This window comes from Aeromonas sp. 600724, assembly GCF_049175135.1.
Classification (GTDB): Bacteria; Pseudomonadota; Gammaproteobacteria; order Enterobacterales; family Aeromonadaceae; genus Aeromonas; species Aeromonas veronii_A.
Genome location: NZ_JAAKUM010000004.1, coordinates 103298 through 125438, shown reverse-complemented (window position 1 = coordinate 125438; position 22141 = coordinate 103298). Strand labels below are relative to the sequence as shown.

Below are 22141 nucleotides of genomic sequence, written 5' to 3'. Positions count from 1 at the left end.
GTCACTGCATCTATAAGTGATAAATATTGTTTTCCGCTGGTTATCATCTGAAAAAACTATGGTTGGTTTATGCTGGACTTGAGATTGCTGCGTTTCTTCATCGCCATTTATGAAGAGAAGAACATCACGGCGGCGGCCGAGCGCTGCCACGTCAGCCAGCCCTCCCTCTCGGCGGGGCTGCGCCAGCTGGAAGAGGCGCTCGGTGACAGCCTGTTTGTCCGGGGCAAGAAGGGGGTGGTGGCGAAAGATCCGGCCCACTATCTCTATCCTCACGCAGTCAAGCTGGTGGAGGAGGCGCGCCGTCTGCCGGAGCTGTTTCGCCAGAAAGCGACGCGCGCGAGGCTCAATATCGCCATCATGCCGGACTTGAGTCGCCGCCGGGTGGCCGGGTTGCTGCAGCAAGTACAGCGCGTGCTGCCGCAGCTGGATCTCACCCTTTCCGACTACACCACACCCGCCGACTGCCGCTTGACGCTGGATGCCTTGCGCCGGGAGGACGAGATCTTTCTGCCGCTGTGGGAGGAGGATTATGTGCTCTGCGTGCCGGTCGACCATCCCCTTGCCAGTCGCGAAAGGATCGAGCTCGCCGAGCTGCAACATTATGATTTTATTGAGTGCCCGCCCTGCGAAGCCCATCAGCAGACTATCGGCCTGCTGGCCTGTGACCGCCTTACCCTCAATCTGGTGGCAAAGGCCGAGAGCAAGGGGCTGGTGATGGCGCTGGTGCTGGCGAGGGTCGGCATCAGTTTTCTGCCGGACGGGCTGGTCGAGGATGAGGCGGGGCTCTGTACCTTGCCGGTGAGCGGGCCGCGGATGTTTCGCCGGATCGGGCTCTGCTATCCCGCCCACCAGACCCTCAATCCGGCGCTGCGGGAGCTGATCCCCGAGTTGGCAGGCTATGGCGCTTCCTGATAAGGTCGCTCTCCTGTGCACCTTTACGATGCAGCTCCCCAGACTCCCCTTTTCTGTTTACCTCGCCTTGCACCGCAAGGCTTTGTTCGGGTGATGTGGTCATGAAACGCATTCTGGTTATTTTTTCCCATCCCGCGCTGCAGAGCTCGCGGGCCAACAAGCAGCTGTTGCAGGCGATTGAGGGGCTGGAGGGGGTCACGGTTCACGACCTCTATCAGCACTATCCCGACATGTTTATCGATGTGAAGCGGGAGCAGGCGCTGCTCTGTGAGCACGACATCATCGTCTTCCAGCACCCGTTTTACTGGTACTCCTGCCCGGCCATCATGAAAGAGTGGATGGATCTGGTGCTGGAGTATGGCTATGCCTACGGCCCTGAAGCCCACGCCCTCAAGGGCAAGCAGTGGCTGAGCGCCATCACCACCGGCGGGGCGCCGGAGTCCTACTGCAGCGAGGGTTACAACAGCCGACCGCTGCTCGATTTTCTGCTGCCATTTCAGCAGGCGGCCACCTTGTGCGGCATGAACTGGCTGCCCCCTTTCGTGCTCCACTCCTTTCACAAGATCAAGGATCCCGCCGCCCTGCGCCGCTGTGGGCAGGACTACCGCCAGCTGCTTTGCGCCCTGCGTGACGATCAGCTGACCCCGGAGCAACTGGCCGGGCGCCCTTATCTGCGCGACTTGCTGGAGGTGCTCTGATGAAACACGGGCAGCTTGCTGGCCGAGCTTATGAGCCGGATCTGATGTTCACACGGAGGGCTGACTGATGGGCCACGGGATCCTGTTTGATGCCTTTATCTACCTCTCCGCCGCCGTTATCGCGGTACCGCTGGCCAAACGCTGGGGGCTAGGCTCGGTGCTCGGCTACCTGCTGGCGGGGATCATCATAGGCCCCTTTCTGCTGGGGCTGGTGGGGGAGCAGAAGGATGTGATGCACTTCGCCGAGTTTGGCGTGGTGCTGATGCTGTTTCTGGTCGGTCTTGAATTGCGTCCGGCCCTCTTGTGGCAGCTGAAGGGGCCGATCCTCGGCACCGGCGGCCTGCAGGTGCTGCTTACCACGGCGGCACTGACCGGCGTGGCGCACCTGATCGGTCTGCCGCTGCAACAGGGGCTGGCCATCGGCCTCATTCTGGCGCTCTCTTCCACCGCCATCGTGTTGCAGAGCCTGCAGGAGCGCAAGCTGATGCAGAGCGAGAGCGGTCGCTCCGCCTTTGCGGTGCTGCTGTTTCAGGATATTGCGGTCATTCCGATCCTGGCGCTGCTGCCGCTGCTGGCCATGGCGCCGGTCGCCAGCAATGGTGGCTCCGAGCTGGCGGGTTGGCAGCATGGTCTGCTGGTGGTCGCGGCCATCTCCGGCATAGTGCTGGGTGGCCACTACCTGATGCGGCCGGTGTTTCGTGCCATCGCCCAGTCCCATATGCGGGAGATCTTCGTCGCCGCCGCTCTGCTGCTGGTGATCGCTATCGCTGTGTTGATGGAGTCGGTGGGGCTTTCGCCTGCACTTGGCTCCTTCCTCGCCGGGGTGGTGCTGGCCGACAGCGAATATCGCCATGAGCTGGAGGCCGACATAGAGCCGTTCAAGGGCTTGCTGCTCGGCCTCTTCTTTATGTCGGTGGGGGCGGGGATCGACTTCGGACTGTTTGCCGAGCACCCCTTCCTGATACCCACTATGGTGGTTGGCCTGATGGTGCTCAAATGGCTGGTGTTGATGGCGCTCGGCTTCATCATCCGCATCTCGCCGAGTCAACGCTGGACCTTCGCGCTGGCGCTCGCGCAGGGGGGCGAGTTTGCCTTCGTGCTCTTCTCGTTTGCCGCCCAGAACCGGGTGCTGCCCGGCGAGACCATCTCGCTGCTGACGCTGGTGGTGGCGCTCTCGATGGCGCTCACCCCGCTGCTGCTGATCCTCAACGATCGGGTGATCCAGCCCTGGTTCGATTACCGTAACCAGAGCGACGCACCGCAGCATGAGCAACCTGAGCTGGTGGAGCATCCGGTGATCATCGCGGGCTTCGGCCGCTTCGGTCAGATCGTGGGGCGTCTGCTGCACGGTCACGGCATCGGTACCACCATCCTCGAGCAGGATGCTAGCCAGATAGAGACCCTGCGCAAGTATGGCTATCAGGTCTTCTATGGCGATGCCAGCCGGATCGATCTGCTCCATGCCGCAGGGGCGCACAAGGCGAAGCTGCTGGTGCTCTCCATCAACGATCCAGCTACCTCGCTGGCGGTGATCGAGATGGTGCAGAAGCACTTCCCGCACCTGAAGATCCTGGCGCGAGCGCTGGATCGACCCCATGCCCACGAGATCCTGCGCCACGGGGTCGAGAGCGTGCACCGGGAAACCCTGGGCTCGGCGGTCGATCTGGGGGTGGAAGCCCTGACCCAGCTCGGTTTTCGGGCCAACCAGGCCTGGCGGGCGGGGCAGACCTTCAAGCAGCACGATAACTGGCTGTTGCGTGAGCAGGTCAACTATCTGGACGACGAACACACTTATATCAACAAGAGCCTGCAATACCGGGAGATCCTCTCCGATCTGTTGCAAGACGACGAGGAGGGGCAGGAGCGTATCCATGCCCACAACTGGAACAGCGGGCTACCCGACGACGACAAGGAAGCAAAATGATTGCCTATTATCCCATGTTCAAACACCTGCATATGACGCTGGCGCTGGTCAGTCTGCTGCTCTTTATCTATCGCTGGAGTCTGGCGCTGGCCGGCAGCGATCGGTTGCAGCAGAAGTGGCTGAAGATCCTGCCCCATATCAACGACACCTTCCTGCTGCTGTTTGGCGTGCTGCTGGCGGTGACCTTGCAGCTGAGCCCCGGCCAGCAGCCCTGGCTGATGGCCAAGCTGATTGCACTGGTGCTCTATATCGGTCTGGGTGTCATGGCACTCAAGCGCCCGGCCCGCGGTCAGAAGCTGGTGGCCGGTGTGGCGGCGCTGGCGGTGTTTGGCTACATGGTCGGTGCGGCCATCACCAAGTCAGCCTGGTCGTGGCTGATGTGATTGAGCTTGGAGGGAGGATTGCCTCCCTCCGGCTATTTCAAAAGAACAGATTCAGAAAAATCCTATTCCCCTTGATGTTAGCCTGCCTCTCCACTTAGTTTTCTTCGTGATGGTTAGCTTGTCTTAAAGTGTTAAGTTTGCCGTGCTAAGTGATTTTTATATTATAAATCATGTACATGAGTTGCTTTGTATGAAAATGGCGACAGTTGTCGCCGCAAAACTTGCGACATAGACTGTCGCAAGTTGCGACTAGGATACGATCAACGCTAAACCAGTGAAGGCATGCACCATGAGTAAGAAGCTGTTACGACAACTGACCTTGGCGCGTTGCATCCCGCACCGCCCTTACAAGCTGACCGCCAGCCAACTTCAGGTAAAACTGGAAGAGGAAGGCATCCACGTCAGTCTGCGTACCGTGCAACGGGACCTGGAGGAGATGTCCGGCATGGGACTGTTCGACCTCACCTCGGACGAGCGCAGTAAACCCCATGGCTGGTGCTTCGAGCGCCACGGCCTCAACGACTTTGCCAATATCATGCCCCTCTCGCTGGCAGTGGCCCTGAAAACCTGGAGTGATCAGGCGAGCCAACTGTTGCCGGCGAGTGTACTGACTGAATTGAATCCGCTGGTCGACAAGGCGAGCCAGGTGATCCGCGACAGCCAGAGTGAACTGGCCGAACGCTGGCTGGAGAGTGTCCACCAGTCACCGCGCCCGTTTGCCGGCAACCCGGAGATCCGTCGCAGCACCCTGATCCGCGATGCGCTCTGGCGTGGTCGCAAGTTCAGTGCCGAGATCCAGCGTGTGATCAAAGAGCGCACCGTGTGGCTCTGCTACGACCGTATCAACCCGCTCGGCATTCTCAATCAGCCGGACGGGCCGATCCTGCTCTGCACACTATCCGAGCTGGATCCCAAGGTTTACGGCATCCCGTTTGACCATATCAAGAACGTGGAGCTGACCAACTTCAGCGCCACCCAGCCGAAGGATTTCAATATCCAGAAGCTGATCCGCGATCAGGGCTATCAGGATGTGAGCGGCCCGATCCGCTTCGTCGGCCGGATCGATGCCAACAGCCAGTCGCTGGTGGATAACCAGATCCCCGGCAACAATCCACGCATGACCCGCTATGACAAGCGCAGCGTGGTGGTGGAGACCGAAGTGCAGGACACCCCGGAGTTTCGCAGCTGGTTGAACAACATCGGCGGTGAACTGGAGGTGCTGGCACCGGAATCGTTGCGCAAGGCCTATCTCAATCCGGCCAACCGCTTGAGCTGATTAAAAAATTGGAATGTTGAATAGTCGAGCCTGGTCTCGGCTCTTTTTTTGCGGTTTTTTTAAGCATATTTATTCAACTAATTTTTAAGTCTTAACGTCAGGATTGAACCGTTTTCCTGCCCCGTTTTTGGGGGGCGAAACCCGTGTAAGAGATCTGCCATAGCGACTGTAAGAGGCTGGCGCTTTGAGCCGTACGCGAAGCCATGCCAGAATGATCGAACTTTCCCGTGAAACTAAATAAATAACTGATATTAAAGGGTTAGTTTTTAAGTTTGTTTTTTGGGATGAGAGCCGCATCGGATCTTTATCATCGGATGGCCCTTGTTCGGGGGGCGCATTTCCTTAGTATGGGTTTCACAAGGACGGAGCTGGTCCGGCAGGATGCAGGGCAGCGCATAAAGATGGAATAGTCCGCAGGATGTGGACAAGGGACACCTCAGGATGAGCTCGATAATCAGGATGATTATCGTCACGGATGAATAAAGGAACACCGCGGGATGCGGCAGGACACTCTCGGGATGGGAGTAGAACGAACGGAACCTCGTTCTTCAGGATGAACAGGACCTCGCCGGATGCGAGAGGAATACTTCAGGATGAAGTGAGATAACCCGGATGGTTATCTGTCAGGAAGACGCAAGGAACCCCACAGGACGTGGTAATGGACACCTCCAGGATGGAGACAGGGAAGCAGTTCAGGATGAATTGCCAGGCCAGGAACGCCGCAGGACACGCCAACGGATTGGAAAGGGGATATTCCAAAGGATTAGGATAACGTCAGGGATTGCAGGGAGCATTGCAGTTCTACGGACAGGACGACACGACTCTAGGGGACGGCTACCGCCGTCCCCTTTTCTTTTATGATTTGTCCGAGAGATTGCCGCGCTGGGCGGCGTTGACGATCTCTTGCAGGCGCTGACGAATGTCGACCATGCCAAACACACCAAAGATCAGCACAGTGACAAATTCGGCCTTGGTGACAGCGAAGTAGCGTTTGCAAGCCGCCTTGATCATGCTGGCCTGCAGCCAGTGCAGCAGGGCGACGATCACGCCGCAGACCGGCAGAAAGCCGTTGAGTTTGCCGGGCAGCGGGGCAATCAGGCTCACCAGCACGCCAAACCAGAAGAACAATATCAGCCCCATCGCCAACAGATTAAAGACTCGCTTCATTGTTTACCTCTCTTAGATAGAGTTGATAGCAGACCTGACCGGCCTGTTTGTCCTTGAGTAGTTGCCAGCTGGCGGGCAGCGCTAGATCGGCCATCTCTTTTTCCCGCTCCAGATAGATGAGGGCGTCCGGTGCCAGCCAGCCGCGCTGCTCCAGCAGTTCGCACACTTGCGGCAGCAGCTCGCGGCGAAACGGTGGATCGAGGAAGACCAGATCGAAGGGAGTGGCGGGGCCTTGCAGCCAGCTCACTGCATCTGACTGGATCACCTGACCCTGACTGCTGCCGAGGGCGGCCAGGTTCTTCTTGATCTGGTCGGCGGCCCCTTTGTCCATCTCGATCAGGGTCACCTGCTCGGCATAGCGCGACAGCGCCTCCAGTCCGAGTCCGCCGCTGCCGGCAAACAGATCCAGGCAGCGGGTGCCGCGAATATGGGGGGCCAGCCAGTTGAAGATGGTTTCCTTGACGCGATCCGTGGTGGGTCTGAGCCCCTCCACATCCTTGACCGGCAATTTGCGGCCTCGCCACTGGCCGCTGATGATTCTTACAAAGCCCGATTTTCCTTGCGGGGCGGGACTCTTGCTCGGGTTGCTACGGCTGGATTTCACTCTGGGCATCGCGTTTCATCGTCAGAAAATAAAGTGGTAGTATAAGGCGGTTCATTTTTATGCCGACCCGCCAAGGGACGGCTATCTTAGCAGTCAGCCTTTGATGTGAGTATTTTTAGATGGCAAAAGGTTTGTTTTCCTGGCTGGGTTTCGGCCGCAAGAAAGAAGAGGCTGAGGCTGTCCAACCACAGACACCCCAAGCCACCCCCGTTACCGTTGAGCCCGAGGTCACTGCTACCCCCGCTCCCGTTTCCGATACCACTGTTTCCGATAGTACGCCGGCCGTTGCCCCCGAAGTGCCTGCCAGCGCACAGAATTCCGTTTTGCAAGATGATTGCTGCCTGCCGACCGAGCTGGACGATCACGGCCCGCTGGTGGTGGAGGAGTGCGCCTCCGATCTGGAGCCGGTGATCGTCAACGAAGCGCTGATCGCCGAAGAGGAGCGTGCCGCTGAAGCCGCTCGCACTGCCGCTGAGGTCAAGGCAGCCGAAGAGGCTCGTATCGTTGCCGAAGCCCGCGCTGCGGAAGAGGCTCGCATTGCTGCCGAAGCCCGTGCCGCGGAAGATGCTCGCATTGCCGCCGAAGCCCGCGCTGCGGAAGAGGCTCGTATTGCTGACGAAGCCCGCGCTGCGGAAGAGGCTCGTATCGCTGCCGAAGTCCGCGCCGCGGAAGAGGCTCGCATCGCTGCCGAAGCCCGTGCTGCGGAAGAAGCTCGCATTGCTGCTGAAGCTCGCGCTGCGGAGGAGGCTCGTATTGCCGCTGAAGCTCAGGCTGCTGAAGAAGCCCGTATCGCCAAAGAGGCCCAACGCGCGGAAGATCTGCGCCTGGTCGCCGCGATGGAGGCTGAGGCCGCCGCACTGGCTGCTCTGCCGCTGGCCGCCAAGGTAGACGACGACACCCAGGACAAACCGCAGCGGGAGGGCTTCTTTGCTCGCCTCAAGCGCAGTCTGGTGCGCACCAAGGAGAATATCGGCTCCGGTTTCTTCGGCCTTTTCCGTGGCAAGAAGATCGACGATGAGCTGTTTGAAGAGCTGGAAACCCAGCTGCTGACCGCCGATCTCGGTGTGGATACCACCACTCGTATCATCGAGGGGCTGGTGCAGCACGCGGATCGCAAGCAGCTCAAGGATGCCGAGGCGCTCTACGGTTTGCTCAAACAGGATATGGGCGAGATGCTGGCCAAGGTCGAGCAGCCGCTGATGATCGACACCAGCAAGAAGCCTTACGTGATCCTGATGGTCGGCGTGAATGGCGTCGGCAAGACTACCACCATCGGCAAGCTGGCCAAGCAGTTCCAGGCTGAAGGCAAGAGCGTGATGCTGGCAGCGGGTGACACCTTCCGTGCCGCTGCGGTCGAGCAGCTGCAGGTATGGGGCCAGCGCAACAACATTCCAGTGATTGCCCAGCATACCGGTGCCGACTCCGCCTCCGTTATTTATGACGCCATCGAGGCCGCCCGCTCCCGCGGGGCTGACGTGCTGATCGCCGACACAGCCGGTCGCCTGCAGAACAAGAGCAACCTGATGGAAGAGCTCAAGAAGGTAGTACGGGTGATGAAGAAGCTGGATGAAGAGGCCCCCCACGAGATCATGCTGACGCTGGATGCCGGCACCGGCCAGAACGCCCTGAGCCAGGCCAAGCTGTTCAGCGAGGCGGTTGGCCTGACCGGCATCACCCTCACCAAGCTGGATGGCACCGCCAAGGGCGGCGTCATCTTCGCGGTGGCCGACAAGTTCCAGATCCCGATCCGCTATATCGGGGTGGGCGAGGGGATCGACGATCTGCGTCCCTTCGTTGCCAACGATTTCATCGAGGCGCTCTTCAGCCGCGATGAGTCAGCTCAGCCGTGATGATTAAGTGTTCCATACCCCGACTTCGGTCGGGGTTTGTCAATGTCAGGGAACCGTTATGATTCGTTTTGACAAGGTCAGCAAGGTATACAGCGGCGGCCATCAGGCGCTGCAAAAGGTCAGCTTTCACCTGCGCAAGGGAGAGATGGCCTTTCTGACCGGGCACTCGGGGGCGGGCAAGAGTACCCTCCTCAAACTGATCAGCGTGATGGAGCGTCCGACCGATGGTCGCGTCTTCTTTCATGGTGATGATGTCAGCCATATCCAGCGCAGCCAGATCCCCTATGTTCGCCGCCAGATCGGGATGATCTTTCAGGATCACCGCCTGCTGATGGACCGCACCGTGTTCGACAACGTAGCGCTGCCGCTGGTGATCGATGGTTACAGCCATGCGGACATCAACAAGCGGGTGGCGGCGGCATTGGACAAGGTAGGGTTGCTCGGCAAGGAGCGTTACCAGCCGCGGATGCTCTCCGGGGGTGAACAGCAGCGGGTCGGCATCGCCCGTGCCATCGTCAACAAGCCGCCGCTGCTGCTGGCGGATGAACCGACCGGCAACCTGGATCCCCAGCTCTCCATGGATATCATGCGGCTATTTCAGGAGTTCAACAATTTTGGGGTCTCTGTACTGATTGCTACTCACGATCTGGGGCTGATCGCCCGCATGCGCTATCGCACCCTGACCCTCAAGGCGGGTCGCATGTATTCGGCCGGGGAGGAGCTCTGATGGCTATCGTTCGTCACAAGCAGCCGCCGCTGCGTCGTCTGATGATGTACGGGGTTGACCATGTGCGGCAGGCGTTTGCCAGTCTCGGGGAGCTGTGGCGAAATCCGCTCGCCTCCCTGATGACGCTGGCGGTGCTCGGTGTCAGTCTGGCGTTGCCCTCCTGCTTCCACGTATTGTTGAAAAACGCCGAGGTGGTGGAGGGGAGCTGGCAGAACAGCTCCCAGATCTCCCTCTATCTGCGCAAGGATCTGCCGGAGCAGAGCATTCTCGATCTGCAGCACAGGATCCTGCTCTATCCCGAGGTGGATTCGGTCACCTACCTGAGCCGTGACGATGCGTTGCGGGAGTTTCGCGAGATCTCCGGTTTCGGCGATGCCCTCGATTATCTGGACAGCAACCCGCTACCGCCGGTGCTGAGCGTCATTCCGGATCCGCGCTGGCAGAATCCGGAAGGGGCCGCCGAGTTGCTCGGCAAGCTAAACAATGAGGATGGGGTCGAGCAGGGCAAGCTGGATCTGCAGTGGCTGACCCGCCTGCAGGGGATCATGAACCTGCTGCGTCACACCATTACCGGTATCGCCGTGCTGCTGCTCTCCGCCGTGCTGCTGATCGTCGGCAACACCCTGCGTCTCAACATCCTCAACCAGCGTTCAGAGATCGAGGTGCTCAAGCTGGTGGGGGCAACCGATGCCTTCATCCATCGCCCTTTCCTCTATACCGGCATCTGGTTCGGGGTGATCGGCGGCATGCTGGCATGGTGGCTGACCGAGGTGATGGTGATCTGGAGCGAAGGGGTGGTGAAGGAGCTTGCGGGCTTGTATAACAGTAACTTCCGGCTGGTTGGCATGGGTCTGGTAGATGGGGTGAACCTGATCCTGCTGGGGGCCTTGCTGGGGCTGATTGCTTCCTGGTTTTCGGTTCATCGTCACATTCGAGATATAGAGCCATCCTGATTAATTTATTATCAAAGTAAATCGCTGGATTTTGAGAGGTGGATCAAGTAAAAGAGGCTCCGTTTCTGGCTTGGCCCCCATAGTCAGAGTATTCTGAATAACAATGATCTTCCGGATCTTCGCTAGATCCAGTGAACCTTCTGATTTATAAGCAGTCTATTAAAGCTGAAGCATTTATACGGGTGTGGCCCCTCTGCCTTGCTCGTCAGACTTGGCAAGCATGTGAAGGTTGCGAGCTCCGCAACAATGGACTTAGCATGCTACTTTTCGGGGGTCCTTCATTGTGACCCCCTTTTTTTGACTGTTCATTCATGATTCATCCTGCAGGCTTAAGATAAGCCGGTCTAAAACTGGGCATGTTCTTTGATACACGCCGCAGAATGGCATCCGGTCAGTAGACAGACCCTCTCAGGGTGTTAGACTGATTTGATTGAAAAGTAAGAGGTAACAGATGGGAACTTCATTGCAGCGCACTATGGCTCTGATTCCGCAAGGTAGTCTGGAAGGCTATATCCAGGCAGTAAACTCTATTCCTGTGCTGAGCGCAGAGGAAGAGCGTGAACTGGCTGAGCGTTTGCAGCAGGATGGCGATCTCGAGGCTGCTCGTCAGCTGGTTATGTCGCACCTGCGCTTTGTCGTTCATGTCGCCAAGAGTTATGCCGGTTACGGCCTGCCTCAGGCCGATCTGGTTCAGGAAGGCAACATCGGCCTGATGAAGGCGGTCAAGCGCTTCGACCCGACGGTCGGCGTGCGTCTGGTCTCCTTTGCAGTGCACTGGATCAAGGCCGAAATCCACGAATATGTCCTGCGCAACTGGCGCATGGTCAAGGTGGCGACCACCAAGGCCCAGCGCAAGCTCTTCTTCAACCTGCGCAAATCCAAAAAACGTCTGGGCTGGCTGAACCACGAAGAGGTTCAGGCCGTGGCGGCCGATCTCGGCGTCTCTGCCGCTGACGTGACCGAGATGGAAGCGCGGATGGCCAACTACGATCAGGCGTTCGATCTGGTTGGTGATGATGAAGAAGAGGGCGGTTTCGCTCCGGTTCACTATCTGGAGGATAAATCCTCCGATCTGGCCGCGACCATCGAGAATGACAACTGGGACGATCATGCCACCCGTCGTCTGAGCTCTGCCCTCGCCACCCTGGATGAGCGCAGTCAGCACATCATCCGCGCCCGCTGGCTCGATGATGACAGCAAGACCACTCTGCAGGAGCTGGCCGATACCTACGGCGTCTCTGCCGAGCGTGTGCGTCAGCTTGAGAAAAACGCACTCAAGAAGCTGAAAGATGCCATGGAAGCCTGATGCTTCCTCTCATAAAAACAGGGCCTGATGGCCCTGTTTTTGTTTCGCAAGGATCTGGTCGGCCTTGCTTTGGTTACCCTTGAGTGTGTTATGTTGCCGCCACTGCCACATTAGGGAGAGCAGAAGTGAAACTGTTGAACGACCTGTTTACCAACAACCGTGAGTGGGCCGAACGGATCAAAGCCGAAGATCCCGCTTTCTTTGCCACCCTTTCTGCCCAGCAGGCCCCCGAATACCTCTGGATCGGTTGTTCCGACAGCCGGGTCCCCGCCAACCAGCTGATGGGGTTGCTGCCGGGGGATGTCTTCGTCCACCGCAACGTCGCCAATCTGGTTGTACATACCGATTTCAACTGCCTCTCCGTGCTGCAATACGCGGTAGAAGTGCTCAAGGTGAAGCACATCATCGTCTGCGGTCACTATGGCTGCGGCGGCGTCAAGGCCGCGATGCAGAATCAGGAGCTGGGTCTCATCGACAACTGGCTGCGCAACATCAAGGATGTCTACTTCAAATATGGTGAAGAGCTCGAGGCCATCGAGGATGAGCACGAGCGCTTCGACTACCTGTGCGAGCTGAACGTGGCCGAACAGGTCGCCAACGTCTGCCACACCACCATCATCCAGAACGCCTGGCGCAAGGGGCAGGAGCTGGCGGTGCATGGCTGGATCTACGGGATCAAGGATGGTCTGCTGCACGATCTCGATCTCTGCATCAGCGGCCCGGATCAGATCCCCGACGTCTACCGCGCCTGGCCGGATATGCGTCCGCCCCACCGTCGGCGCTAGGGAGCTTCATGGTGGCGCCAGCCCTCTATCTGCAGATCAAGCAGCACATTCTGGACGGAATCCGCGAACGCCACTATCAGGCGGGGGACAGGATCCCGACCGAAGCGGCCCTGTGCGAGCAGTTCACCGTGAGCCGGATGACGGTCAACCGGGCGTTGCGGGAACTGGTGGCTGAGGGGTGGCTGGTGCGTACCGCCGGTTCCGGCAGCTTCGTGGCGGACAGGCGAACCGAATCGCCGTTGCTGGCCATTCGCAACATCGCTGACGAGATCGCCGAGCGTGGCGGCGAGTACAGTGCCCGGGTGATCCGGCTGCAGCGGCTGGCCGCCGACGAGAAGGTGGCGGTACAACTGGGGCTGCGGGTAGGTGCCCCTATCTTTCACAGCCTGATCGTCCATCAGGCTGATGGTGAGCCGTTGCAGCTGGAGGAGCGCTTCGTCGATGCCGGGCGCTTGCCGGGCTATGGCGAGCAGGATTTTACCCAACAGACCCCCAACCGCTATCTGATGGATGTCTGCCCCCTCTCCGAGATGGAGCACGTGGTGGAAGCCGTGTTGCCGAGCGCCGGTGAGGCGGGATTGTTGCAGATCCGCGTAGATTCCCCCTGCCTGTTGTTGCACAGACGCACCTGGTCGGAGGGGCATCTGGTCTCCTACGCCCGTTTGCTCTCCCCCGGTTCCCGTTACAAGCTAAGCTCCAAGACTCAGCTGGAGTAAATGTCTATACAACTTGATTTTGCAAAGCCCACCTCCTGGTGGGCTTTTTTGTGCTTAAACTCTAAGTTTGATGCTGTTATCAGGATGTGAATTTCGCTCTTTCTTTCGTCATAGAGATCGACTATAAGAATATGTATATACATTTGAGGTCGCTATGAACAAGGAACTGTTGAACTGCGAGCGGGTCTGGCTCAACGTGACGCCCGCTACCCTGAATGATGAGCTGGCCGACTACGGCCTGCTGCCGCTCCACGCCATCGGCGTGAAGGATGGCAAGATCCACGCGCTGGTGCCGATGGCCGAACTGAAGGGGTCGTATCCCGCTCACTGGCAGGATATGCGGGGCAAGCTGGTCACCCCCGGCCTTATCGATTGTCACACCCATCTGGTCTTCGCCGGCAGCCGTGCCGAAGAGTTCGAGCTGCGTCAGCAGGGAGTGCCCTATGCCGAGATCGCCCGTCGGGGCGGTGGCATCATCAGCACGGTGCGTGCCACCCGTGCCGCCAGCGAAGAGCAACTGTTCGAGCTGGCGTTGCCGAGGGTGGCATCCCTGATCCGCGAAGGGGTCACCACGGTGGAGATCAAGTCCGGCTATGGCCTCACTCTGGCTGATGAACTCAAGATGCTGAGGGTGGCCCGCCGACTGGGAGGGGCGCTGCCGATCCGGGTCAAGACCACTCTGCTGGCGGCCCATGCGGTGCCGCCGGAGTATCGCGACGATCCCGATAGTTGGGTCGAGACCATCTGTCAGGAGATCATCCCGGCCGCCGCCGAGGCAGGCTTGGCCGATGCGGTGGATGTCTTCTGCGAGCACATCGGCTTCTCGTTGGCCCAGACCGAGCAGGTCTATCTGGCGGCGGATCAATACGGCCTGCCGGTGAAGGGGCATATGGATCAGCTCTCCAATCTCGGTGGCAGCACACTCGCTGCCAACTTTGGCGCCCTCTCGGTGGACCATCTGGAGTATCTGGATCCGGAAGGGATCCTGGCGCTGGCCCACCGTGGCGTGGTCGCCACCCTGCTGCCCACCGCCTTCTACTTCCTCAAAGAGACCAAGCTGCCGCCGGTCGCCGCGCTGCGCAAGGCGGGGGTAGCGATGGCGGTCTCCTCCGATATCAACCCGGGTACGGCCCCTATCGTCTCGCTGCGGATGGCGATGAACATGGCCTGCACCCTGTTTGGCCTGACCCCGCTGGAGGCCATGGTCGGGGTGACCCGTCACGCCGCCAAAGCACTTGGCGAGCAGGATCGTCTTGGTCAGCTCAGGGTCGGCATGGCGGCCGATTTCCTGATCTGGCACTGCGCCCATCCGGCCGAGCTGAGCTACATGGTCGGCGTCGATCAGCTGGCAGGCCGCATCTTCAACGGCGAGGAGACCCTCCATGGATAAGTTCAACCCGATCGACATGTCGCTCTGGCAGGGGCGGCAGGATCCGGAAGATGGCGAACTGGCCCTGCGCTGGCACGACAAGGTGCTGCCCTGGACCGCCGGAGCACAAGACTCTGCCGGTGTAGTACTGCTTGGTTTTGCCTGCGATGAAGGGGTGCGCCGCAACAAGGGGCGCATTGGTGCTGCCGGGGCGCCGCTGGCGGTGCGCAAGCTGCTGGCCAACACTGCCTGGCACCTGAACCGTCCCGTCTACGATGGCGGAGATGTGAGCTGTACCGATGGCAATCTCGACGCCGCCCACGGCCATCTGGCCGAGCGGGTCGCTGCCGCGCTCGATTTGGGCCACTTCCCGCTGGTGCTGGGGGGCGGTCACGAGGTGGCCTTCGGCAGCTGGAGCGGCCTCAACTTGCATCTGGCGGGTCAGGGGCGAGTCGGCATTATCAATTTTGACGCCCACTTCGACCTGCGCATGAAGCAGGAGCAGGCCAGCTCTGGCACCCCCTTTTTCCAGATTGCCGAGCAGTGCGCCGCTCAGGGCACACCGTTTCACTACGCCTGCCTTGGGGTGGCCGAGACCGCCAATACCCAAGCCCTGTTTGCCCGTGCCAAGGCGCTGGGTGTGTGGCATGTGCTGGACGAGGCGATGACCCAGACCGAGCTGCCAGCCTTGCTAAGCGGGCTGGACGCCTTTATCGCCGATTGTGATCACCTCTATCTGACCATCGATCTCGACGTGCTGCCCGGCGCCGTTATGCCGGGAGTGAGCGCTCCCGCCGCTCGCGGCGTGGAGCTGGCGGTGATCGAACCGCTGATCGCCCATATCCGGGCCAGCGGCAAGCTCAGGCTCGCCGATCTGGCCGAGTACAACCCGACGCTGGATCAGGACAACCGCAGTGCCCGCGTGGCCGCGCGACTGGTTCATCTGTTGACCCGTTAACCCTTTTGGCCGCCCGTCGCCGAAGGCACCCTATTGATACAACAAGGAGTGTGTATGTCTGTGCAACAGCAGGATCCCCGTCATGATCCTAACCGCGTGATCCGTGCCCCGCGCGGCACCGAACTGACCGCCAAGAGCTGGCTCACCGAAGCGCCGCTGCGGATGCTGATGAACAACCTGGACCCCGAGGTGGCCGAGCATCCCCAGTCGCTGGTGGTCTATGGCGGCATCGGTCGCGCCGCCCGCAACTGGGCCTGCTTTGACAAGATCGTCGAGGTGCTGACCCGGCTCGAGGAGGATCAGACCCTGCTGGTGCAATCCGGCAAGCCGGTCGGGGTGTTCCAGACCCACAAGGATGCGCCGCGGGTTCTGATCGCCAACTCCAATCTGGTGCCGCACTGGGCCAACTGGGAGCACTTCAACGAGCTCGATAAGAAGGGCTTGATGATGTACGGCCAGATGACCGCCGGCTCTTGGATCTACATCGGTACTCAGGGGATCGTGCAGGGCACTTACGAGACCTTCTTCGCGGTGGCCAATCAGCACTTCAACGGCGAACCCAAGGGGCGCTGGATCCTGACCGGTGGTCTCGGCGGCATGGGTGGTGCCCAGCCGCTGGCTGCCACCATGGCTGGCTTCTCGATGATCGCGGTGGAGTGCGACGAGACCCGCATCGATTTTCGTCTGCGCACCCGTTATGTGGACAAGAAGGCTCACAGCCTGGATGAGGCGCTGGCCATGGTCGAAGAGGCCAAACAGAGCGGCACCGCCATCTCCATCGGCCTGGTCGGCAACGCCGCCGATGTCTTCGCCGAGCTGGTGGTCCGGGGCATCACCCCGGATGTGGTGACCGACCAGACCTCCGCCCACGACCCGGTGCACGGCTACCTGCCGCAGGGCTGGAGCGTTGCCAAATGGCGCGAGCTGCAGCAGAGTGCCCCGCAGGAGGTGAATCTGGCTGCTCGTCGCTCCATGGCCCGTCAGGTGGAGGCGATGCTGACCCTGCAAGAGCGCGGCGCGGCGACTCTGGATTACGGCAACAACATCCGCCAGATGGCGCTGGAGGAGGGGGTGGCGAACGCCTTCGACTTCCCCGGCTTCGTCCCCGCCTATATCCGCCCGCTGTTCTGCGAGGGGATAGGCCCGTTCCGCTGGGTGGCCCTCTCCGGCGATCCGGAAGATATCTACAAGACCGATCAGAAGGTGAAAGAGCTGATCCCCGACGATCCTCACCTGCACAACTGGCTCGACATGGCCCGCGAGCGCATCGCGTTTCAGGGACTGCCGGCGCGGATCTGCTGGGTCGGGGTCAAGGATCGGGTGCGCCTCGGTCTGGCCTTCAACGAGATGGTGAAAAACGGCGAGCTGAAAGCCCCCATCGTCATTGGCCGCGACCATCTGGATTCCGGCTCGGTGGCGAGCCCGAACCGCGAGACCGAGTCGATGATGGATGGCTCCGATGCCGTCTCCGACTGGCCGCTGCTCAACGCTCTGCTCAACACTGCTGGCGGCGCGACCTGGGTCTCCCTGCACCACGGCGGCGGTGTGGGGATGGGCTTCTCCCAGCACTCCGGCGTGGTGATCGTCTGTGATGGCACCGATGATGCTGCCAAGCGGGTCGGTCGGGTGCTGCGCAACGACCCGGCCACCGGCGTGATGCGCCATGCGGATGCGGGTTACGAGATTGCCATCAACTGTGCCCATGAGGCGAAACTGGATCTGCCGATGATTGACGGCGCCAACGGTGTCAAAGGAAAGGTGTAACACCATGTTTGAATTGACTATTACCCCGGGCGAGCTGGATCTTGCCACCCTGCGCCGCGTCAGCCGCGAGCCGGTACATGTTTCACTGGATCCGGCCGCCCTGCCGGGGATCCACGCCTCCGCAGCTGTGGTTACCAAGGTGATCGAGCAGAACCGGGTGGTGTATGGCATCAACACCGGCTTTGGGCTGTTAGCCAACACCCGCATTCCGGTGGAGCAGCTGGATGAGCTGCAGCGCTCCATCGTGCTTTCCCATGCGGCAGGGATTGGCGAGTACATGGATGACGCCACCGTACGGCTGATGATGGTGCTCAAGCTCAACTCGCTGGCGCGCGGCTTCTCCGGCATCCGGCTGACGGTGCTTGAGGCCTTGATGACCCTCATCAACGCCGAAGTCTATCCGGTAGTGCCGAAGAAGGGATCCGTCGGTGCCTCCGGCGATCTGGCGCCGCTGGCTCATATGAGCTGCCTGTTGATCGGGGAGGGCAAGGCCCGCCACAAGGGCGAGCTGATCGATGCCGCTACAGCGCTGAAAATTGCCGGGCTCGAGCCTATCGCGCTGGCACCCAAAGAAGGATTGGCGCTGCTTAACGGCACTCAGGCGAGCACTGCCTTCGCGCTGGAAGGGCTGTTCCATGCTGAGGATCTGTTCGCTGGTGCCATCACCATAGGTGCTATGAGTGTGGAGGCTGCCCTTGGCAGCCGACGGCCGTTCGATGCCCGCATCCACGCGGTGCGCGGTCAGCGTGGCCAGATCGACGCGGCCGCCTGCTATCGCCACCTGCTGGTGGATGGCAGCGAGATCGGCATGTCCCATCACAACTGCGAGAAGGTGCAGGATCCCTACTCATTGCGCTGCCAGCCGCAGGTGATGGGGGCCTGCCTGACCCAGATCCGTCAGGCCGCCGAGGTGCTGGTGTGCGAGGCCAATGCGGTCTCCGACAACCCGCTGGTGTTTGCCGAGGATGAGGAGATCCTCTCCGGTGGCAACTTCCATGCCGAGCCGGTGGCCTTCGCGGCCGATAATCTGGCGCTGGCCATCGCCGAGATAGGTTCCCTCTCCGAGCGGCGAATGGCGCTGCTGATCGACTCGCGCATGTCCGGTCTGCCGGCGTTTCTGGTCAATAATGGCGGGGTCAACTCCGGCTTTATGATCGCTCAGGTCACCTCGGCGGCGCTGGCCTCCGAGAACAAGACCCTGGCCCATCCCGCCTCGGTGGATAGTTTGCCCACTTCCGCCAATCAGGAGGATCACGTCTCCATGGCGACCTTCGCTGGCCGCCGGCTTGCCGATATGGCCGAGAACACCCGCGGCATTCTGGCAGTTGAACTGCTGGCGGCGGCACAGGGGCTCGATTTTCGCGCGCCGCTGCACAGTACCGAACTGATCGAGCTGGCCAAGGGACGACTGCGGGCAGAGGTGAGCTTCTACGACAAGGACAGGTACTTCGCGCCGGATATCGAAGCGGCCGCCGCCCTGCTGGGCCGTGCCAGCTACAACGACCTGATCCCGGTCGGGGTACTGCCCAGCCTGTAAGCCTTGATCCCCCTTCTCTCCTGGCGGGAGAAGGGTGGGGGATGAGGGGGACGCCGCTTCACTGGCGCCGGTGAGGTCCGGGAGCCGATAACAAAAGACCGCCCAATCGGGCGGTCTTTGCGTGTCTGACGTTGGTTGAACGCAGTTATTCGTGTTCGAACATCAGGAACAGATAGACCACAAACAACACCAGATGGGTCGCACCATGGAGCACATTGGTGCGGCCGCTGCTGAAGGTCACTTTACAGACCATCAGGGTCGTGACCAGCAGCACCATATCGGCGGGGGAGAGGCCGAGGCGTACCTCCTGACCCAGCATGGAGCCGATAAAGAGCACGGCAGGCACGGTGAGGGCGATGGTGGCCAGCACCGAGCCGAAGTAGAGGTTCATTGCTCGCTGCAACTGGTTGTTGAAGGCGGCTTTGATGGCGCCGACTGCTTCGGGAGCCAGCACGATACAGGCGACGATAAAGCCGCCCAGTGCGGCGGGCGCGTCCATGACATGCACCCCGTAGTTGATGGGGATGGCCAGGGTCTTGGCCAGCAGGATCACCACCAGCAGGTAGGCGAGCAGCAGGATGGTGTGATAGACGTTGCTCTGCAGCGGGCCGTGGTGCTCCTCGTAATCCTCGTGATCGCTGTCGACGAAGAAGTGGCTGTGGCTGCGGGTCTGGATCAGCAGAAAGACCCCGTAGAGCAGGATCGAGATGATGATCAGCATCCACGACATGGCGCGCGACATACTGCCGATTGCACCACCTTCGGTGAAGTTGGGCAGCACCAGACAGAGCAGGGCCAGCGGGATGATGGCCACCAGATAGGATTTGACCCCGTCCAGATTAAAGCTCTGGGTGTGGTAGCGCCAGCCGCCAAACAGCAGGGTGAAGCCCACCAGACCGGTACTCACCAGCATCACTACCGCAAACATGGTATCGCGGGCCATGGTGGGGTTGGGCTCGCCGGTCAGCATCACCGAGGAGATCATCACCACCTCCAGCGAGATGACCGAGAGGGTGAGGATCAGGGTGCCGAAGGGCTCGCCCAGCTTGATGGCGAGGGCATCGGAGTGGCGCACTACCGAGAAGATGGCCCAGGTTACGATGGCCAGTAGTGCCGCCGAAACCGGAAGATAGATCCCGAGCGGAGTTGTCTCTGTCAGCAGGTCGCTCCCGATCGTCTTGAAAAAGAGCAGGGTCAGCAGGCCGACGGGCAGGGCAATGTCTTGCCGGATAAATGTCTTCATAGGCAATGGTTCTCATCTCGGGACGGCGCTGGCCGACAGGGATTGATGGGAGGCGTGCGTGAAGGTGCTCACGGTAGCCGAATGCTTATGATAAGGGTTCCATCCTCTCAGGGGCAGATCATTTTGTTGCTGAATGTAAATGGTGGTTCAAGGGCGATGAGCCAGGTCGTGGCAGAGGCTTTGGGAGTGTCAGCCTCTGTGCAAAAGGGTGCGTGTGCTCCCGGTGGGGGGAGCCCTGCCAGCGCTGGCCTGTGCAATATCGGTGTCAGCTCTCTTGCGAATATTGTGGAGGCCACGTCTGCTGCCAGATGGCAAGATCTGCCAGCGCCATGGGCCTGCCAAAGACGTAACCCTGGATCAGATAGACGCCGTGTTGCCGCAAGTAATCAACCTGTTCCCGCGTCTCAACCCCTTCCGCAATCATCTCCATGCCTGATTCCAGGCCAAACGTGATGATGGCATCCAGCACGCTGCGTTTGAGGTCGTTGGTGCCTATGGTATCGACGAACATCTTGTCGATCTTGATCTGGCGGATCCCGAGGCTCTGCAGGTAGGCAAAACCACCGTAGCCGGTACCGAAATCATCCAGTTTGAAGTGATATCCCATCTGCTGCAACAGGGTGATCTCCTCGGTAGCGGCTTTGATGTCGAGGATCGGCTTGCGTTCGGTCAGTTCGAAGGTAAGGCGCTCGGGCGAAGGGTTATGGTGTTCACTCAACATGTTGCGCAGCAAGGGTTGTTCGATATGGGTGGCCATCAGATTGACACTGATCCACTGCTCTGGTGGCAACAGCGGCAGATCCGTGATCACCTGCTCCAGCAACTGCCTGGTGATAGGCAGGATAAGTCCCTGATCTTCAGCATATTCGATGAAAGCGCTCGGGGGGATCAGCTCGTGTCCACGTTGCCAGCGTAGCAGCGCCTCAAAACCGGCAACCTGCCAGGTTCGAAGATCCACCACGGGTTGATAGAAGGGGATGAACTCCTGGCGCACCAATCCGGCCTGCAATAGCCCCTTGAGCGAGCGGCGATAGTTTCGCAGCGACCAGTAAGCGGTCACCAGCAGCAGGCCCAGGATAGTGCCGCTCCAGAGTGCGATTCGTCTGACTTGCTCGCGAGCATACAGATCCAGTGCAGAACCGGCCCAGATGGTTTGTCGGGTCAGTTTGTCCTGATCAAAGAAGCTCAGGCTGCGGCTGCCCTCTTCCAGCTTGATGGTCCGGTCACCGCGCGGGAAGCGGGGGGTCATCGCTGCGGGATCCCGCTGGCTGAACTCCAGATAGAAACAGTCACTGCAGGGGAGCTGTAGCAGATCGTGGCTCCAGCTGTTATCGAGCACCCAGTAGGCAATGTTGCCGCCGTTTTTGTAGTAGGCAACCATCTCCTGTTCCGTATTGAAACTGGCCGTTGTAGCAGTCAGCCCCAGTTTGTCGGGGAGGGCGCCATCCTGGTTGGCGTTTTTGATGAGCGAAATACCCACACCCAGGCTTGAGCAGCTTTTCCCTGATGCCAGTTCCAGCCCCTGCAGACGAATATGGGTGTTGTAAAAGCGGGGATCCCGCAGCAGTGCCATGTCGTTGGCACCACAATCGAAATCAAACAGCGTCAGCTGCTCGCTCATGGCCTTGTCCAGCGTGTGATGGCGTATCGCCATGGCTCGCTTTATCTCGGCCACCTTCTGCTCAAGCAGGTGGTTGGCCATCGGTTTTGTTAGCCACAGACCGACGGACTGGCTTGCCAGGATGGGCAAGAGCAGTAGCAGTACAGTGATCCAGAGGGGGGTGATGCGTAACAAGGGCGCCTGCCAGTTTTACGAGACACAAATGGGTCAAGCCATCATAGTGCATTAGTACAATCAATTTGAGCTCTACTTGTCACACTTATTGGATGATTTTTTAAATGTATGATTTTAAATGTTTTTATTGTTAACCTTGAAAAGATTCAATCGCTGACCTGTCATAAATGACAA

Annotated in this window: 19 protein-coding genes; 15 read left to right on the top strand and 4 right to left on the bottom strand. The window is 59.9% G+C overall.

The genetic code is table 11. From position 1 onward, the window contains the following. The first annotated feature begins 69 nt into the window (after window positions 1-69). The 5 genes from G5168_RS05275 (at window position 70) to G5168_RS05255 (ending at window position 5193) form a co-directional block, all read left to right on the top strand. Window positions 70-912 (top strand): LysR family transcriptional regulator, encoded by an 843-nt coding sequence (locus G5168_RS05275; protein ID WP_164537854.1) that lies wholly within the window; start codon window positions 70-72, stop codon window positions 910-912. Window positions 913-1013: 101 nt separating this feature from the next. Next, window positions 1014-1610, top strand: a complete 597-nt coding sequence (locus G5168_RS05270) for an NAD(P)H-dependent oxidoreductase (RefSeq protein WP_005339958.1) — start codon at window positions 1014-1016, stop codon at window positions 1608-1610. A gap of 67 nt (window positions 1611-1677) precedes the next feature. Beyond that, on the top strand, window positions 1678-3534 hold the full coding sequence (locus G5168_RS05265; protein WP_337073106.1) for a monovalent cation:proton antiporter-2 (CPA2) family protein: 1857 nt from the start codon (window positions 1678-1680) through the stop codon (window positions 3532-3534). Then, on the top strand, window positions 3531-3917 hold the full coding sequence (locus G5168_RS05260; RefSeq protein ID WP_005342850.1) for a SirB2 family protein: 387 nt from the start codon (window positions 3531-3533) through the stop codon (window positions 3915-3917). Before G5168_RS05265 ends, G5168_RS05260 begins: the two co-directional genes overlap by 4 nt. Before the next feature lie 289 nt (window positions 3918-4206). Further along, on the top strand, window positions 4207-5193 hold the full coding sequence (locus G5168_RS05255) for a helix-turn-helix transcriptional regulator (protein ID WP_005339987.1): 987 nt from the start codon (window positions 4207-4209) through the stop codon (window positions 5191-5193). Between the two features lie 855 nt (window positions 5194-6048). On the opposite strand, the gene G5168_RS05250 is transcribed toward G5168_RS05255, so the two are convergent. Both G5168_RS05250 and rsmD read right to left on the bottom strand, forming a co-directional pair. Then, window positions 6049-6360, bottom strand: coding sequence for a DUF1145 domain-containing protein (locus G5168_RS05250; RefSeq protein WP_227341533.1), 312 nt, complete (start codon window positions 6358-6360; stop codon window positions 6049-6051). Then, complete coding sequence (rsmD, locus tag G5168_RS05245; RefSeq protein ID WP_075112753.1) at window positions 6344-6973, bottom strand: 16S rRNA (guanine(966)-N(2))-methyltransferase RsmD; 630 nt, start codon at window positions 6971-6973, stop codon at window positions 6344-6346. The genes G5168_RS05250 and rsmD overlap by 17 nt, the downstream gene beginning before the upstream one ends. A 110-nt stretch (window positions 6974-7083) precedes the next feature. Between rsmD and ftsY the strand changes: the two genes are divergently transcribed. The 10 genes from ftsY (at window position 7084) to hutH (ending at window position 18929) form a co-directional block, all read left to right on the top strand. Then, window positions 7084-8814 carry a signal recognition particle-docking protein FtsY gene (ftsY, locus tag G5168_RS05240; RefSeq protein ID WP_227341532.1) on the top strand — a complete coding sequence of 577 codons (1731 nt, stop codon included), beginning with the start codon at window positions 7084-7086 and terminating at the stop codon, window positions 8812-8814. Between the two features lie 58 nt (window positions 8815-8872). Then, a complete protein-coding gene (gene ftsE, locus G5168_RS05235) occupies window positions 8873-9541 on the top strand; it encodes a cell division ATP-binding protein FtsE (RefSeq protein WP_005339995.1) in 669 nt (222 codons plus the stop codon). Next, on the top strand, window positions 9541-10494 hold the full coding sequence (gene ftsX, locus G5168_RS05230; RefSeq protein WP_005342860.1) for a permease-like cell division protein FtsX: 954 nt from the start codon (window positions 9541-9543) through the stop codon (window positions 10492-10494). The genes ftsE and ftsX overlap by 1 nt, the downstream gene beginning before the upstream one ends. A 451-nt stretch (window positions 10495-10945) precedes the next feature. Further along, the gene (gene rpoH / locus G5168_RS05225; protein ID WP_005339997.1) at window positions 10946-11800 is read left to right on the top strand and encodes an RNA polymerase sigma factor RpoH; all 855 of its coding nucleotides are present in this window, start codon (window positions 10946-10948) and stop codon (window positions 11798-11800) included. Window positions 11801-11925: 125 nt separating this feature from the next. Further along, window positions 11926-12585, top strand: coding sequence for a carbonate dehydratase (gene can, locus G5168_RS05220; RefSeq protein WP_005339998.1), 660 nt, complete (start codon window positions 11926-11928; stop codon window positions 12583-12585). An 11-nt stretch (window positions 12586-12596) separates the two neighbouring features. Next, the gene (gene hutC / locus G5168_RS05215; protein ID WP_041202413.1) at window positions 12597-13301 is read left to right on the top strand and encodes a histidine utilization repressor; all 705 of its coding nucleotides are present in this window, start codon (window positions 12597-12599) and stop codon (window positions 13299-13301) included. Window positions 13302-13455: 154 nt separating this feature from the next. Beyond that, window positions 13456-14691, top strand: coding sequence for an imidazolonepropionase (gene hutI / locus G5168_RS05210; RefSeq protein ID WP_227341531.1), 1236 nt, complete (start codon window positions 13456-13458; stop codon window positions 14689-14691). After that, complete coding sequence (gene hutG, locus G5168_RS05205) at window positions 14684-15628, top strand: formimidoylglutamase (protein ID WP_421172666.1); 945 nt, start codon at window positions 14684-14686, stop codon at window positions 15626-15628. The genes hutI and hutG overlap by 8 nt, the downstream gene beginning before the upstream one ends. Window positions 15629-15682: 54 nt before the next feature. Beyond that, window positions 15683-17392 carry a urocanate hydratase gene (gene hutU / locus G5168_RS05200; protein ID WP_421251920.1) on the top strand — a complete coding sequence of 570 codons (1710 nt, stop codon included), beginning with the start codon at window positions 15683-15685 and terminating at the stop codon, window positions 17390-17392. 4 nt (window positions 17393-17396) lie between these two features. Further along, window positions 17397-18929 (top strand): histidine ammonia-lyase, encoded by a 1533-nt coding sequence (gene hutH / locus G5168_RS05195; RefSeq protein WP_421251919.1) that lies wholly within the window; start codon window positions 17397-17399, stop codon window positions 18927-18929. Between the two features lie 145 nt (window positions 18930-19074). On the opposite strand, the gene G5168_RS05190 is transcribed toward hutH, so the two are convergent. Continuing rightward, entirely contained in the window at window positions 19075-20172 is a 1098-nt protein-coding gene (locus tag G5168_RS05190; protein ID WP_421251918.1) for a calcium:proton antiporter, read from the bottom strand. 265 nt (window positions 20173-20437) lie between these two features. Further along, complete coding sequence (locus tag G5168_RS05185; RefSeq protein WP_227341526.1) at window positions 20438-21967, bottom strand: EAL domain-containing protein; 1530 nt, start codon at window positions 21965-21967, stop codon at window positions 20438-20440. Between the last annotated feature and the right edge of the window lie 174 nt (window positions 21968-22141).

Coding starts and splice junctions, on each gene's coding strand:
- G5168_RS05275 (WP_164537854.1), top strand. CDS start 70: ATGCTGGACTTGAGATTGCTGCGTTTCTTCATCGCCATTTATGAAGAG.
- G5168_RS05270 (WP_005339958.1), top strand. CDS start 1,014: ATGAAACGCATTCTGGTTATTTTTTCCCATCCCGCGCTGCAGAGCTCG.
- G5168_RS05265 (WP_337073106.1), top strand. CDS start 1,678: ATGGGCCACGGGATCCTGTTTGATGCCTTTATCTACCTCTCCGCCGCC.
- G5168_RS05260 (WP_005342850.1), top strand. CDS start 3,531: ATGATTGCCTATTATCCCATGTTCAAACACCTGCATATGACGCTGGCG.
- G5168_RS05255 (WP_005339987.1), top strand. CDS start 4,207: ATGAGTAAGAAGCTGTTACGACAACTGACCTTGGCGCGTTGCATCCCG.
- G5168_RS05250 (WP_227341533.1), bottom strand. CDS start 6,360: ATGAAGCGAGTCTTTAATCTGTTGGCGATGGGGCTGATATTGTTCTTC.
- rsmD (WP_075112753.1), bottom strand. CDS start 6,973: ATGCCCAGAGTGAAATCCAGCCGTAGCAACCCGAGCAAGAGTCCCGCC.
- ftsY (WP_227341532.1), top strand. CDS start 7,084: ATGGCAAAAGGTTTGTTTTCCTGGCTGGGTTTCGGCCGCAAGAAAGAA.
- ftsE (WP_005339995.1), top strand. CDS start 8,873: ATGATTCGTTTTGACAAGGTCAGCAAGGTATACAGCGGCGGCCATCAG.
- ftsX (WP_005342860.1), top strand. CDS start 9,541: ATGGCTATCGTTCGTCACAAGCAGCCGCCGCTGCGTCGTCTGATGATG.
- rpoH (WP_005339997.1), top strand. CDS start 10,946: ATGGGAACTTCATTGCAGCGCACTATGGCTCTGATTCCGCAAGGTAGT.
- hutI (WP_227341531.1), top strand. CDS start 13,456: ATGAACAAGGAACTGTTGAACTGCGAGCGGGTCTGGCTCAACGTGACG.
- hutG (WP_421172666.1), top strand. CDS start 14,684: ATGGATAAGTTCAACCCGATCGACATGTCGCTCTGGCAGGGGCGGCAG.
- hutU (WP_421251920.1), top strand. CDS start 15,683: ATGTCTGTGCAACAGCAGGATCCCCGTCATGATCCTAACCGCGTGATC.
- hutH (WP_421251919.1), top strand. CDS start 17,397: ATGTTTGAATTGACTATTACCCCGGGCGAGCTGGATCTTGCCACCCTG.
- G5168_RS05190 (WP_421251918.1), bottom strand. CDS start 20,172: ATGAAGACATTTATCCGGCAAGACATTGCCCTGCCCGTCGGCCTGCTG.